The organism is Bacillus sp. JZ34 (genome assembly GCF_053903205.1).
Genome location: NZ_CP096403.1, coordinates 3,375,024 through 3,388,473 on the forward strand (window position 1 = coordinate 3,375,024; position 13,450 = coordinate 3,388,473).

The following is a 13,450-nucleotide window of genomic DNA, read 5'->3' on the forward strand; positions in this document are numbered from 1 at the left end:
CAAAAGGACCCGCCCTTCTCCGGACGGGTCTTCAAGTTACCGGTTTAATAAGCTTCCTACATATTTTAAGAGTTCGTTTGCGCTAGTCGAGTTGTAGCCGTGCTCATCAATGAGACGGGCGACGACCTCGTTGATTTTCTTGAGCTGCTGTTCGTCCGGCGTTTTTGTCGATGTCGTGATTTTGACGACATCTTTCAAGTCTGCGAACAGCTTTTTCTGAATGGCTTCTCTGAGCCGCTCATGCGAATTATAGTCAAACCGTTTCCCTTTTCTTGCATAGGCAGAAATGCGAATGAGAATTTCTTCGCGGAATGCCTTTTTCGCATTTTCGGAAATGCCGATTTGTTCTTCTATTGACCTCATCAGCTTTTCATCCGGATTCATTTCTTCTCCCGTCAGCGGATCGCGAAGCTTAATTTTATTACAGTACGCTTCGACATTATCAAGATAATTGTCCATCAGCGTTTTCGCAGATTCCTCATAAGAGTACACAAACGCTTTTTGGACTTCTTTCTTCGCCATTTCGTCGTATTCTTTTCTGGCGGCGGAAATAAAGTTCAAATAACGCTCGCGGTCTTCTGCCGAAATCGATGGATGCTGGCTAAGCCCTTCTTTTAAAGAACGGAGGACATCAAGCGCATTGATCGATTCCATGTTTTTGCGGATGATCGTCGACGAGATCCGGTTGATGACATAGCGCGGATCGATTCCGCTCATTCCTTCGTCAGTGTATTCTTTTTTCAAATCCTCGACATCGACAGAATTGTAGCCTTCAACACTCTCTCCGTCATACAGCCTCATTTTTTTGACAAGATCAATGTCTGACCGCTTCGGCTCTTTCAGCCTCGTCAAAATCGAAAACATCGCAGCCACTTTTAGCGTGTGCGGCGCAATATGAACATCAGACACATCGCTTTCAGCGATCATTTTTTCATAAATTCTTTCTTCTTCTGATACTTTTAAATTATATGGAATCGGCATGACGATAATCCGCGAATGGAGCGCTTCGTTTTTCTTATTGGATATAAATGAACGGTATTCGGTTTCATTCGTGTGGGCTACGATCAATTCATCCGCTGAGATGAGCGCGAACCGGCCCGCTTTGAAATTCCCTTCCTGTGTAAGCGATAAAAGATGCCAGAGGAATTTTTCATCGCATTTCAGCATCTCTTGAAATTCCATCATTCCTCTGTTCGCTTTGTTTAATTCTCCGTCGAACCGGTATGCGCGCGGATCGGATTCCGATCCGTATTCGGCAATCGTCGAAAAATCAATGCTTCCCGTCAGATCAGCGATATCCTGCGATTTAGGGTCCGACGGACTGAACGTACCGATCCCCGTCCGTTTATCCTCTGAAAAAAAGATTCTTTCAACCTTCACGTCTTCTATTCTTCCGCCGTATTCCTGTTCCAGCCTCATCATGTTCAACGGGGACAGGTTGCCTTGAATACGAATGCCGTATTCATTGTAAAAATCGTCCCGCAGATGCTGAGGAATTAGATGAAGCGGATCTTCGTGCATTGGACAGCCCTGAATGGCGTAGACAGCCCCTTCATCTGTAAGAGAGTATGCTTCAAGCCCCCTTTTCAGCATGGTGACCAAAGTCGACTTTCCCCCGCTAACAGGCCCCATCAAAAGCAGGATTCTTTTTCTGACATCAAGGCGCTTCGCGGCCGGATGAAAGTATTCTTCAACTAGGCGTTCCAAAGGCTCTTCAAGACCAAACAGCTCTTTGTCAAAGAAGCTGTATACTTTTTTCCCGTCTTTCTCTTCAATGCCGCTGTCTTTAATCATATTGTAAACGCGGGAATGAGCAGATTGCGCGACAGTCGGATTTTCCTTTACGATTTCTAAATATTCAGCGAAGGTTCCTTCCCATTTCAGACGCTGCTCTTCCTCTCTATACTGTTCAATCTTTTTTAATATATCCATAAGAACCTCCTATATGATGATAAATGCAAGGTGCCAAGTGAATCACTGTTACATTCAATCTATGCGGAGATGTCCCTTTAGATGCTTTTCATATAAAAAATGAAATGTACTTTCCTCGAATTGACAAGGATGGAGCAAACCATTCATAATAAGAGCAGAAAAGTTCCGTCCGCAAGTGCTCCTGCGGTACGGCTGATGGCATCGGTGCAGATGACAACAAGGGAATAAGGATGAGGAGGGATTTTAATGAGAACGTTGATCATGATGGGGGTCATCCTCGCGTTCCTCGTATCCATTTTTACTGCCGGATACGAAAGCAAACCCGGCAAATAAAATTCAAAGGAAAAAGGATGGCTCACTTTTGAAGCCATCCTTTTTTCGTAACATAACACTGTTTTATTCTTGTTGATCTTCATTCACTTCAGACTTAGGAGATACCCGGCAGCTGCTTTTGTATTCAACTTTCTCAATCTTGCATCCGGGCCCTATATGCACGCGGTTTCCCCTGACCATGCGGGCCTCCGTGTTTTCCAGGTAAATATCATCTCCTTCGATTGTCCCTGCTGAGAGAAAACCTCCGTTTCTATTAAACAAGAGCCCGCGTTTTTTGACAATCTTAATATGCGTGCCGCCGATATCGCCAATCGAACTGTTTCCGAACTTTAAGCCGATGTCAATCGCGCCGGCGTTCAGCAGACCCTTTACGTCCAAGCTGCCCATCAGTGTAAAATCCTCTGCCTCACAATCGCCTCTTACGTTCAGTGCGCCTTTGACATCGCACGTTTCAGCCGCCATATTACCCCCGATATTGATAATGCCTTTTACGGCTGCATCGCTGATGTCGGCGTCTTCAGAAACATCCGCCGTCCCGTACACTCTGGCTTTGTCAGCTTTCAGCCTCCCTCGGATCTCTGTTTCCCCGTGTACACTAAAGTTTTTGATTGTCGCATCGCCTGACAATTCGCTTGTGCCGTGTGTACTGAATTTTTCACATTCAATGTTTCCTGTGATCGTTCCTTCACCTCTGATGAGAACATGATGGAATGATCCGCCTCCGGCATTTCCGGAGCCGTGTATTTTCAAGTCGTGTTTCTTCATGTCCTATCCCTCCGCTATATTTTTCTTCTCTCTCCGACTTTTGCCGTTTCCGCCACCCGGATATCTTCCTTATACTCAATCAGGTCGATGTCGCAATTTTCGCCGATGATAACCGAATTGCCCCGGACAACTTTCGCGGCCGTATTGGCGAGTTCAATTTGATCCCCTTCAATCAGCTCGGCAGACAGTCTCGGAGGAGAAATAAGCGGCGTTAAAAACGAGAACAGCTTCGATTGATGTGCAGTGCAGACGATCCGCCGGCACCCGATTTCTTTCACTTTACTTTCACCGCCGTGAACCTTAATCTCAATTTGTTCCGCGTTTAAAAGCCCGTCGATTGTAAAATAGCCTTCCGCAGTAAAATGTTCCACTTCGCAGTCTTTGCCGATTGACGTTTTTCCGCGAACGATTGCTTCGTCGCCTTTCACATGTCCGCTAATGCCGGCATAGCCTAAGACTTTAAGCTGTTCTGCTTCGACATCGCCATCCACCTTTGCAGAACCGTCGATTCTGACCTTGGAAGCTGCGATTGCGCCGTTTAGTTTGGCGTGGCCGCTGATTCTCAGCTCACCCGCTTTCACGTCTCCGTTTACAGTCCCGGTGCCGCTGCAGCTGAACCTTTCGCAGTCAATATCGCCGTTAATCGTTCCTTTGCCGTTTAATTCAACCGTTTGATACGTGCCTCCGCCTGAACTGCCAAATCCGTTTATCAATAAATTCTCCATCTTTTGATCCTCCATTTACATGAATTTTGTTTTCAATTCTTCGCTGCTCGCTGCCAGATTGATGTCAGCGGCGACCTTGACTCCTTTTTCCAACACGATGCTGCCCTCGGTGATCAGACATGTTGCAATGCCGAGCTTCCGAAGCACAATCAGCCTCCCTTTGTTCTCCGCCTCGTGTGACATGATGACATCCAGCACCATTTTTCCTTCATCCAGGCTGATGTCGCCGGATTGGAGCAGGCCTTCCAGCACATAAGCCGCAAGCGCTTCTGTCAGATGAAATGGATCATCGCGCTTTCCGGTGCATTCTTCAAAAAACGTCATGACCGCTTGTGAAACGATGCCTTTTTCAAGCAGTTCCCCGCGGCTCGCGCTAAGTTCGGACAGACCGGGTGTAAACATTTCCGCCATTTCATCAAGGGAAAGATTTTCTTTCATGCTTTGAATGGTTTCGATTCTTTTTAAAATGTCTTCCTTCGGAAAAAACGTTTCTTGTCCGGTGAACGTCGATTTCCGGATAAACCACTCTTCCGGTATTAAATTTTTCCGTTTCCATCTATAGAGCTGCCCGTATGAGATCGAAGTCAAATCCAGCAGCTCTTTTTTTGAAATTAAATCATCCTGAACCATCTGTTTCAGCTCCTTTACACACATTGTAACATAACACTGTTACATTAGAAAGTAAAAAAAAGAACCCTCTGTTAAAAAGGGCTCTTTTCCTGATAAAGCTTAAGTCAAATCTCTGTAATTCTGCTGGCGAAGCGCCTCGTACACGAGGATTGCTGCAGTATTTGATAAGTTCAGTGATCTGACATGCTCTGTCATCGGCAGGCGCAGACAGCGATCCATGTTTTGTTCGATCAGCTCTTTCGGCAAGCCGTTCGTCTCTCGTCCGAAGACAAAGAAGTGATCTTCGTTTTGATCTGAATAATCAAATGAAGTGTGCGGTTTTTGACCGAATTTTGTAATGAAGAAAAAACGGCCGTCAGGATGGGCATTAAACAATTCGTCCAATGAGTCGTGGTAGACGACATTGACGAATTCCCAATAATCAAGACCTGCCCGCTTGAGCATTTTATCGTCGGTTGAAAAGCCGAGCGGTCTGATTAAATGAAGCGTTGTATCTGTTGCTGCACAAGTCCGTGCGATATTTCCTGTGTTTGCAGGAATTTCTGGTTGATATAGTACGACATGCAATGCCAAAAGTATTCACCTCTGTTTTTCTGATCCGCTGTTTATTATACCACTCATTACGATTTTGTCGTATCATCTGATATATGAAAAAACGCATATCGAATCGATGAAGTATAAGCAGGCGAATCCTCGTAAGACCAGTACCTCATCCGGCAGTCGTGCGTTTGCGCGTTCACCAGCGGCATATTGCTTTTATCCTTTGCCGTCACAAGAGCCACGTGGTCAAATCTTCCGTCTCCGTTAAAATCATAGCAGATGACATCGCCTTCGATCAGCTCTTTCGCGGCCCGCTTTTGAACCGCTCGGAGGCCGGCTTTTGACTGCTTCAAAAAGGTTCTGAGCGAATGAGCGACAGTCCAGCTGTAACTCCAGGAATGGTTTTGCATCCACCAGCCTTTTCCTCTGTTCGGATAGCCGCGCATCGGCGCATCTCCCGCCCTTATGCACTGGGAAATAAAGTTTGTGCAATTGTCTTCAAAGTTTTTGTAAGCGGGATTTCGTTTATTCCAATACGTTTCCGCATAGCGCACCGCGGCCAGCCGGTCATAGCGGAACGCCCTTCCCAGCAATTCGCGCATCTCATCATCGCCGCTTTCAGGCTCAGGATAAGACTGTGCGGCTGGACGCGGGGCCTTGGAGTCTTTGATGACCATCTGATCATACAAAATGGCGCTTCTGTCTTCAATATGTTCTTCCATATACATATCATCCCCGTCTTTGCACAAGTATGCGGTATGGGTTTGATAGTTCACATGCGACGCGCCGTCTTCATCAAGCCAGTGCTCTTTTACAGCTGCTTTTATATTGGCCTTCACGATCTGCACGCCGCGTTTTTGAAAAAGCCTCCGCTTCCGTTCAATGATTTTAAAACCCCCGGCATCCCGCCAGTTTGTTTCATCTTTTCCGTTGATTAAGTAATGAAGTCTGGCTTTCAGGAGCTGCTCGATGATCTGTTTCAAGGGCTACACCACCATATGTTTGTTAATTCATTTCTCATCATTAAACATATGTCAGGACAGCCCTTAATTAGTCGCACTCGTTTCTTTTAAAAGAGCGATGCCTTTTTGGATTTCAGCTTTTGCTTCTTCATCCTGCTCGTGCGCGAGCGCGCGCTCCAATTCACCCATCACATCTGCTCCGCCGATCTTTCCGACCGCCCATGCGGCGGTTCCCCTGATGACCGGTCGCGGATCTTTGTGCATCAGCTCAATCAGTTCAGGGAGAGCGTCCGTTTCTTTAAAATGGGCAAGTGCGATAATCGCATTTCTCTGAATCGGCTTTTTGCCTCTCCATGAGCCGGCCACGTGGCCGAACTTTTCTTTAAATTCGCGATTCGACATCGTCAGAAGCGGTTTTAAAAGCGGCTTGGCAATCTCAGGGTCCGGCTCCATTTCAGGATGCAGATGAAAATCGACCCCTTTATTTTTCGGGCATACCATCTGGCACGTATCACAGCCGTAGATCCTATTCCCGATTTTCGTACGGAACTCGTCGGGCAGAAAACCTTTTGTCTGCGTCTGAAAAGCGATGCAGCGCTGGGAGTTGAGCTGCCCGGGGTTGACGAGCGCACCGGTCGGGCATGCCTCGATACATTTGTTGCATGAGCCGCATTGATCTTCGATTCTCTCATCAGGCTCGAACGGAATATTCGTAATCATTTCCGCCAAGTAAACGTAAGACCCGAATTCAGGCGTAATGATCATGCAGTTCTTTCCGCTCCAGCCGATGCCCGCGCGCTCTGCGACAGCTCTGTCCGACAGCTCACCGGTGTCAACCATCGATTTCGTTCTGACATCGCTGCGCTGCGCTTTCAAAAATTCTTCCAACTGATCAAGCTTTTCCCGCAGAACATGATGATAATCCTTTCCCCAGGAAGCTCTGCAAAAGATGCCCCTCCGTTCGCCTTTCTTGCTTCTCGGCGCATCTTTCATTTTTGAAGGGTAAGCAAGGGCGATGGCGATGATCGATTTCGCCTTCGGCAAAAGCAGATCCGGGTTCGTCCGCTTTTCAAGATCGGGTTCTTCAAAGCCTGATTCATAGCCGAGGGTCCGGTTCTCAATCAATCGTTCTTTTAATGTTTCAAAAGTATCTGCACTGGCGAACCGGATTTTATCGATGCCGATTTCCTGTGCGAATTCGATGACATCCTGTTTCAGTTTTTTCACATCCATCGTGCAGAGCCTCCTTTCTTTGTTTTCGTTTTCGCTCTCTGTATAATAGAGTGTACCATGACACGGGAGATGAATTTAAATTGGAACTTCGTTTGCAAATCGCGCCTGCTATTTTAAACCGCATTCCTTCATTTAAGGTTGGCGCTGTGTTATATCAAGATATTGAGATCACCGGCTCCCCGCAAATGCTCAAAGGCCGGCTCCGCCTTTTTCAGGAATCGCTGTTTTTTGACTATGCCGATCGCAGTCCCGAAGATGAATCGGCCGTTAAAGAATGGCATGATGCCTTCCGTGAGCTGAACCCGTCTTATTCAGGACGGGAAAGCGGACTCGAACGGATGCTGAAAGATATCAAAGAACAACGCTTTGTTGAGCCGGAAAATTCAGCGATTGATCTGAGCCGTTTTTTCTCCCTCAAATATTTGATACCGGTTCATATATATGATGCCCGGAAATTAAACGGTCCGATCAAAATCGAACCCGGAAGTCCCGGCGAGATCATCACGTTCTCCGATGATGCTGGAGCATTCGGCACGATCACCGGAAACCTCAGCCTTCATCATGCAGGAACGGATACAAAAGATGCCTTGCAGCTCGTCTTTTTCAGGCCCTCATTATCTATAGAAGAATCCCGCCGCCTGCTCGAGTCTTTAACAAAAATGTTCGAACAAATTCACGGCGGCGAACATATCTCAACCGTCTTTCCTTAAAAACCTGTTCTTAAAGAGAGCAGGTTTTTTACGATGATTTCATACATGAAAAAACGCAATGCTTCGTTTAATCTGAGAAACGAAACACTGCGTTATAAACAGTATGTATGGAGCGGGTGATGGGAATCGAACCCACGACATCAGCTTGGAAGGCTGAGGTTTTACCACTAAACTACACCCGCATATGATCTCTAAAAACAACATCATCGTTTTGACTTTTATTATGTTACACGTTTATTAAAATTTCGTCAAGGGTATATTAAAAATTTGTCGAAAAAAAGCCGCCGATATGAACATCGGCAGCTTTTTTCCGGACATTGACAGATTACCAGCTGGATTTCTTCACACCTGGTACCTGGCCTTTATATGCTAACTCTCTGAACGCGATCCGCGACATTTTAAACTTTCTCATATATCCTCTCGGCCTTCCGGTCACTTCGCAGCGGTTATGCAGCCTTGATGGCGCCGAGTCGCGCGGAAGCTTGCTCAAAGCTCTGTAATCGCCTTTTTCTTTTAGTTCTTTTCTGAGTTCCGCATATTGTTCAACAAGCTTTTGGCGCTTTTTTTCTTTAGCAATTTTTGATTTCTTGGCCACTCTGAGTATCCTCCTTCTCAACAAAGCGTAATGATTACGATTTAAATTTATCACAACCCGTCTTCCGATGCAAATAAAAAAAGCCTGCCTCAAGTAGCAAGCTCTTTTAAGATTCACCCTTTTTTTTCTGATAAATTGATGAAATCGCGGCCGTTATAATAAAAATGCCGATAAACAGCCCGATCATAATGAAGAAAAAGTTGGGCTTCACCTGGAATGAAAAAGCCGATTCGCTCTCCATGACAAACGACAAACTGTTAAACAGGATATCGTTGCTCGTTTGATTTGAAAAAAGATGATAAAACAAAAGCGCAGCCGCAAGCATCGGAAATGCGAGAAAGCTTGAGAAACTGGCAAAGATTAGTCCCTGCTTTAAAGAGTTTGTATTCATGATGATTTACCTCCAATTCCTCTGATCATCAGCTGTTTCATAATCGACTTTCCGTCACCCATAAACGGAAGCAGATACATCATATGCAGAGCATAAGTGGAAAAGAACAGAAGCATGCCGACCGAGACCGCGTTTTCCTGAAGAAAAAAGATCGTAAACAGCACGCCGGCTATTCCGAGCGCCCCTGGTATAAGCGGCCCCAACGCCGTAATCCAAATCGACTTTTTATCATACGGCGATATGACAGGCCTGATAAATTTGACGGACATCATATCAGCCGCTAAAAACCCTTGAGGCCCGTTTTTTCCGACAAATTTCCGGTGCGCGATGCCGTGCACCACTTCATGAAGCGCTGTGCCGGTGATCAACCCGAAATAGATGACGGAAAAATAAGCGGCAATGCTGATGATTGAACCGTCCGGAACGAAAATGTAAGCCGAAAGCGACAGCATCAAAAAGACGAGCCAGAAAACAATAATTTTCTTAGAAATCACATGAAGAAATTTCATGTACAAAAACAGAAATGAATCAGAATCGCTTGAAAACCTTTCCTTGTAGCGAATATGGTACTGGCCGAAAAACTGATAGAGAAAACCGAGGAAAGACGGGCGTTCACCGTACTTCCAATTGATTAAATAGTTGCGGTTGAGCCCTGTCAGCAATTGGTGCAAATCCTTTAGCAACACCTCTTCACTGACGCGAAAGACGCCGGCCAGATCCCCGGCTATCTCCAGTTCGTCTTTTTTTCCGTCGACTTCTTTCAGCATTTGATAGGCTGTCGGATTGATGGGAAAATCCGCATCGAGATCGCGATCTGAAATATGCTTCCGATCCAGCTTCACATGCTCTGGAAAATAGGGAATTTTTTTGATTCCGACCAGTGCTTTCAACATCCTAATGATCATAATGGTACCTCCATTTAAACCCTCCGTATAACAGCAGGATCAGCAGTAATTCGAGACACGGTATGAGAAACAGCAGCGCTTCGCCCGTGACTTTATCGACCGCATAATTCACGATGAAAAACAGCGGAATCATAAAGATGAGGAGCATTCCGAAAGAGAAGATCCCCATATAAGGGTTGTTGCGGTCAAGCGGAAAAATAATGCCCGCTAAATAGAACATCGCAATTGCGTTTAACAGCACGGCAATCGTCTTTACGAAGACCGCAAAGCTCTCAGGAAAAGTCCACGTCAACACGGAAAACAAGCAGAGTTGAATGAGGCCAAGCACACACAGCCCGAGATACTTTGACCACAAAACCGTTGTTATTTTCAAGTGCATCGCCTTGTACACCTGCATCATCCGCAGATCATTCCCATATGAATTGAAGGCGATGATGCCCGTCACGCCTCCAAGCACCAAATAGCTCTCCCCGGTAAATCCGAACTGAAATTTGTATTTTAAAAAGCATAGAGCCAAAAGTAAAAAAATGAAGTTTAAAATATTTTCTTCATTTCTGGCCTGTGATTTTATTTCTTTCACCGCCAAAGACAGCGGTTTTGACGACGGGATTTTAATAAATGAAAACAGTTTGGATGATTTTTTTTCAGTGAGGATCGGCACAACATTCAGCGACATAAACGAAGCAGTTACTGCGGCTGCCAAGATCAGCACCACCAGTATGATTCCGGCGCCTGCCGACTGACCGTTCAGCACGAGAAACAGCGGCGCTGCAAAATATGTCAGATTATAATCAAAGGTTGAATAAGCGTTCTGAATCTTCCCCAGATCAAAAGAGGTGAATCCGTAAATAACAGCTAATACGACAAGAACAAACATTGAAAAAAATTTTTGCAGCGGAAAACCGAATTTCAAGATCACCATATACACCAGGTTATAAACAAGGTTGAGAAGCGAAAAGAAAAAAATGATCTGCACAAAAAGCAGGGCAAAAAACGTAAAAGCAAACCAAAAGCCTACACCGCTGGCGACAAAATTCGGAATCAGCAGAATAGACATGATAAACAGGACAAGGAATGAAACCGCGCCGGCAAACGGAATAAAATATCCGAGACTCCTCTCGAAAGCCGTCAGCGGGAACCAGCTCAGCTGCATGGAGAAGCTGTTCTGTTCAGGCGTCCTTACTTTAAATAAAATGAAGAAAACAAACGTAAAAATCGAGACGTTCATGAACATTGAAATCACGAACAACCCGAGTGAGCGAATTTCTCCATTCAGAAAAGCGCTTAAAAACATCCCCGTAAAGCTGTAGCCAATGATGCTCCCCATCGCAATCGCCAAAATTAAAAAAAGGGCGGCGATCATTTTTTTGGTGCCGGTATTTAAGAGCTTGCCCATTTCCTTCTGCCACATTTTCAGCATCATTTTAGAAATTTCGAATGATTTGATCAAAATGCGCACCCCTATCACTCAGCATCGAAGCTTTCAAGAACACTTCTTCAAGCGAATTACAGCTGTATTTAACCTTTAATTCTTTGACTTTTCCTTCATCCATCTTGACGCCTTTGGAAATAATCGCAATCTTATCGCACAATTCTTCCGCAGAAAGCATGTCATGAGTCGCAAGCAGTATCGACCCTTGTGTGGCCGCATAGCGCTTCATCAGCTTTTTCGTATTGATGACCGCTTCAATATCAAGCCCGCGAAACGGCTCATCCATGATGACAAATTTGCTCTCCAGCATAAAAGCAGCGATCAGCTGCGTCTTTTTTTTCATTCCGTGTGAGTACGTTTCAATCGGCTCCTGCAAAGCCTCTTTCATATCGAAAAGCTCAATTAATTGTCTCCGCTTTTCATTTGATGTACAATTATACATAGAAGAAACAAAATCCAAATATTCGGCAGCTGAAAGGGCATCCGGCAAAAGCAGTTCATCGGGAACATACGCCAGCTTTTGCTTGAATTCCGCCGTCGTGTTCTGCAGATCATCCAAAAGAATGGTTCCTTCACTAGGCGTAATGATTCCTAAAATGGAATTAATAATCGACGTCTTTCCTGAACCGTTCGGACCCGCTATCGCGACAATCTGGTTTTTTTCAATCTTTATATGAAACCCGCTAACGGCAGTCACATTGTTTTTATATGTTTTAGATAGGTTATCTATAATAAACATAATGCCTCCAGGGTATGATTAATGTCAGGAAGACTTAACCGCCCCCCACAGACGGTTAAGCCTCATCAAATATGTCTCTTGTTGTGAACAGATACTTTAAGTATGGCTATTTCCTACATTCAATGTTGACTTTCAAACCGCTGACCCATTGGACGGATCCTGTGAAGCTGCCGTTTCCGTTAACTACACACCATACAGCGGCGCCAAGAACAACAGTTGCGCCAAGTGCCAAAAGCACTGCAACAAACACCAAGAACCAAGCCTGATCTTCGATCGACGGATTGACAGAATAGTCAACCTGAGGTGCTGCGTATGTCATTTTTCCCCCTCCTTTCTATCAAGTAACCAAAGAGTAACATATCCAAAATCATACTGAAATCTATGAAATTTCCTATTTCATAAACACTACGTTCCAACTATTTATTTAAGGATCTCGCGGTTTTTCAATCTAATGGCCCACGCTTTTCGGCTTGGAAGAGAAGATGAAAGCCCCGTTTCCACTTTATGATGTCTTTATAATCTTTTTGTCTTATTTCTCCTCCTTCTTTCTCTCTCATTTTTTCTTTTTATAAATCTCGTGTCTTTCAAGGATGTTAAGGAAAAAGAACCAGCTAATAAGACCCTCCTTCTCCTGAAATCCGAACCCCAAAATACCCTCAAAGTCCCTTTTTTTAAAAAGTGAGATAATTCTATTTTCTCTATTCCATTTCTGTTAATTTTATGTATAAATTTAAATGTTACAGTTAATAACCTGCCGATCCTAGATCAAAAGATGTTGATTACATTGTAAAATCAAGTTAACATTATGTCAAACCCATTTAACAATATGTCAAATATACTATATAAACGAAGAATTGCAGGTGGTAGGATGAACAACAGGGTTAGAGAATTGAGAGCAAGGTACGGGTATTCACAGGAAGCCCTTGCAAACGCGATCGGAGTTACAAGGCAGACAGTTGCGGCCATTGAAAAAGGCAATTACATCCCGTCGCTTCTTTTGGCTTTGAAAATTTGCGAGGAATTTCAATTAAAAATGGAAGACGTATTTTGGTTAGAGGGAGGCAAACACGAATGAATATGATCACACGGACTTTCTTTCACATCCTTCTGTTCGGACTCGCATGCTGGACGTTTATAACCTTTTTTCACACATCGGAACAAATCGCCAAAAGCTTGAAAACAAACGCTTCAGAGCTCCATTTTGTTTTTAACCTGATTCCCATCCTTCTCTTTGGGCTCGTGCTTTCGATTTACACATACTTGGAGAAAAAAAGCGGTTCACGCAAGCAGCGCTTTATGCTCGTCCCTGACGAATTTAAAGAACAGGATGAAAGAGAACAGATGATTACCGCAAAAGCATGCAGAACATCTTATATCGTGCTGTATGTGGCGATGCCAGTCGCAGCGCTTCTATTGATCTTTTACCCGTTTTTCCAAGCCAGGATCCCGTATTTCCCGATCATCGTCATCTTTGTGCTGATCATTATTCAGCATCTTTCGTATATGTTTTCATTTTATAAAAACAGATAAAAAACTCCAGAATGTCTGGAGTTTTTTT

The 13,450-nt window shown here is 44.6% G+C and carries 17 protein-coding genes and 1 tRNA gene; 3 read left to right on the forward strand and 15 right to left on the reverse strand.

Annotation, left to right across the window (positions count from 1 at the left end):
* Positions 1–36: 36 nt before the first annotated feature.
* From prkA to queG, 8 genes are all read right to left on the reverse strand, one after another.
* Positions 37–1,932, reverse strand: a complete 1,896-nt coding sequence (prkA, locus tag M1D90_RS17195; RefSeq protein WP_020450674.1) for a serine/threonine protein kinase PrkA — start codon at positions 1,930–1,932, stop codon at positions 37–39.
* A 143-nt stretch (positions 1,933–2,075) separates the two neighbouring features.
* Positions 2,076–2,291: a hypothetical protein gene (locus tag M1D90_RS17200; protein WP_125897635.1), complete on the reverse strand. Its 216-nt coding sequence runs from the start codon at positions 2,289–2,291 to the stop codon at positions 2,076–2,078.
* A 37-nt stretch (positions 2,292–2,328) separates the two neighbouring features.
* On the reverse strand, positions 2,329–3,030 hold the full coding sequence (locus M1D90_RS17205) for a hypothetical protein (protein WP_328031196.1): 702 nt from the start codon (positions 3,028–3,030) through the stop codon (positions 2,329–2,331).
* 14 nt (positions 3,031–3,044) lie between these two features.
* Positions 3,045–3,755: a polymer-forming cytoskeletal protein gene (locus M1D90_RS17210; RefSeq protein WP_039072541.1), complete on the reverse strand. Its 711-nt coding sequence runs from the start codon at positions 3,753–3,755 to the stop codon at positions 3,045–3,047.
* A 15-nt stretch (positions 3,756–3,770) separates the two neighbouring features.
* A complete protein-coding gene (locus tag M1D90_RS17215) occupies positions 3,771–4,385 on the reverse strand; it encodes a YhbD family protein (protein ID WP_023856473.1) in 615 nt (204 codons plus the stop codon).
* Positions 4,386–4,484: 99 nt separating this feature from the next.
* Positions 4,485–4,958, reverse strand: coding sequence for a tRNA (uridine(34)/cytosine(34)/5-carboxymethylaminomethyluridine(34)-2'-O)-methyltransferase TrmL (gene trmL / locus M1D90_RS17220; RefSeq protein ID WP_020450670.1), 474 nt, complete (start codon positions 4,956–4,958; stop codon positions 4,485–4,487).
* Between the two features lie 47 nt (positions 4,959–5,005).
* Positions 5,006–5,908, reverse strand: coding sequence for an amidase domain-containing protein (locus M1D90_RS17225; RefSeq protein ID WP_197407214.1), 903 nt, complete (start codon positions 5,906–5,908; stop codon positions 5,006–5,008).
* A gap of 63 nt (positions 5,909–5,971) precedes the next feature.
* On the reverse strand, positions 5,972–7,120 hold the full coding sequence (gene queG, locus M1D90_RS17230) for a tRNA epoxyqueuosine(34) reductase QueG (protein ID WP_025811864.1): 1,149 nt from the start codon (positions 7,118–7,120) through the stop codon (positions 5,972–5,974).
* Positions 7,121–7,200: 80 nt separating this feature from the next.
* Here queG and M1D90_RS17235 point away from each other — a divergent pair, with 80 nt between their 5' ends.
* Positions 7,201–7,830 carry a hypothetical protein gene (locus M1D90_RS17235; protein ID WP_023856471.1) on the forward strand — a complete coding sequence of 210 codons (630 nt, stop codon included), beginning with the start codon at positions 7,201–7,203 and terminating at the stop codon, positions 7,828–7,830.
* Between the two features lie 108 nt (positions 7,831–7,938).
* On the opposite strand, the gene M1D90_RS17240 is transcribed toward M1D90_RS17235, so the two are convergent.
* The 7 genes from M1D90_RS17240 to M1D90_RS17270 form a co-directional block, all read right to left on the reverse strand.
* Positions 7,939–8,012, reverse strand: a tRNA-Gly gene (locus M1D90_RS17240).
* A 143-nt stretch (positions 8,013–8,155) separates the two neighbouring features.
* Positions 8,156–8,425, reverse strand: coding sequence for a 30S ribosomal protein S14 (gene rpsN, locus M1D90_RS17245; protein ID WP_023856470.1), 270 nt, complete (start codon positions 8,423–8,425; stop codon positions 8,156–8,158).
* Positions 8,426–8,531: 106 nt separating this feature from the next.
* Positions 8,532–8,816 (reverse strand): hypothetical protein, encoded by a 285-nt coding sequence (locus tag M1D90_RS17250; protein WP_011197680.1) that lies wholly within the window; start codon positions 8,814–8,816, stop codon positions 8,532–8,534.
* On the reverse strand, positions 8,813–9,721 hold the full coding sequence (locus M1D90_RS17255; protein ID WP_020450665.1) for a PqqD family protein: 909 nt from the start codon (positions 9,719–9,721) through the stop codon (positions 8,813–8,815). The genes M1D90_RS17250 and M1D90_RS17255 overlap by 4 nt, the downstream gene beginning before the upstream one ends.
* Complete coding sequence (locus M1D90_RS17260; protein ID WP_025811867.1) at positions 9,711–11,180, reverse strand: hypothetical protein; 1,470 nt, start codon at positions 11,178–11,180, stop codon at positions 9,711–9,713. Before M1D90_RS17260 ends, M1D90_RS17255 begins: the two co-directional genes overlap by 11 nt.
* Complete coding sequence (locus M1D90_RS17265) at positions 11,146–11,892, reverse strand: ABC transporter ATP-binding protein (RefSeq protein WP_456282924.1); 747 nt, start codon at positions 11,890–11,892, stop codon at positions 11,146–11,148. The genes M1D90_RS17260 and M1D90_RS17265 overlap by 35 nt, the downstream gene beginning before the upstream one ends.
* 106 nt (positions 11,893–11,998) lie before the next feature.
* Entirely contained in the window at positions 11,999–12,211 is a 213-nt protein-coding gene (locus M1D90_RS17270) for a hypothetical protein (RefSeq protein WP_020450662.1), read from the reverse strand.
* Positions 12,212–12,760: 549 nt separating this feature from the next.
* Between M1D90_RS17270 and M1D90_RS17275 the strand changes: the two genes are divergently transcribed.
* Both M1D90_RS17275 and M1D90_RS17280 read left to right on the forward strand, forming a co-directional pair.
* Positions 12,761–12,967 carry a helix-turn-helix transcriptional regulator gene (locus M1D90_RS17275; protein ID WP_020450660.1) on the forward strand — a complete coding sequence of 69 codons (207 nt, stop codon included), beginning with the start codon at positions 12,761–12,763 and terminating at the stop codon, positions 12,965–12,967.
* Entirely contained in the window at positions 12,964–13,422 is a 459-nt protein-coding gene (locus tag M1D90_RS17280) for a hypothetical protein (protein ID WP_020450659.1), read from the forward strand. The genes M1D90_RS17275 and M1D90_RS17280 overlap by 4 nt, the downstream gene beginning before the upstream one ends.
* The last annotated feature ends 28 nt before the right edge of the window (positions 13,423–13,450 follow it).

Excerpts from the sequence above, each read along its gene's own strand:
- queG (WP_025811864.1), bottom strand. The coding sequence starts at position 7,120 with ATGGATGTGAAAAAACTGAAACAGGATGTCATCGAATTCGCACAGGAA.
- M1D90_RS17275 (WP_020450660.1), top strand. The coding sequence starts at position 12,761 with ATGAACAACAGGGTTAGAGAATTGAGAGCAAGGTACGGGTATTCACAG.
- M1D90_RS17265 (WP_456282924.1), bottom strand. The coding sequence starts at position 11,892 with ATGTTTATTATAGATAACCTATCTAAAACATATAAAAACAATGTGACT.
- M1D90_RS17255 (WP_020450665.1), bottom strand. The coding sequence starts at position 9,721 with ATGATCATTAGGATGTTGAAAGCACTGGTCGGAATCAAAAAAATTCCC.
- M1D90_RS17250 (WP_011197680.1), bottom strand. The coding sequence starts at position 8,816 with ATGAATACAAACTCTTTAAAGCAGGGACTAATCTTTGCCAGTTTCTCA.
- prkA (WP_020450674.1), bottom strand. The coding sequence starts at position 1,932 with ATGGATATATTAAAAAAGATTGAACAGTATAGAGAGGAAGAGCAGCGT.
- M1D90_RS17210 (WP_039072541.1), bottom strand. The coding sequence starts at position 3,755 with ATGGAGAATTTATTGATAAACGGATTTGGCAGTTCAGGCGGAGGCACG.
- M1D90_RS17205 (WP_328031196.1), bottom strand. The coding sequence starts at position 3,030 with ATGAAGAAACACGACTTGAAAATACACGGCTCCGGAAATGCCGGAGGC.
- M1D90_RS17215 (WP_023856473.1), bottom strand. The coding sequence starts at position 4,385 with ATGGTTCAGGATGATTTAATTTCAAAAAAAGAGCTGCTGGATTTGACT.
- M1D90_RS17270 (WP_020450662.1), bottom strand. The coding sequence starts at position 12,211 with ATGACATACGCAGCACCTCAGGTTGACTATTCTGTCAATCCGTCGATC.
- M1D90_RS17280 (WP_020450659.1), top strand. The coding sequence starts at position 12,964 with ATGAATATGATCACACGGACTTTCTTTCACATCCTTCTGTTCGGACTC.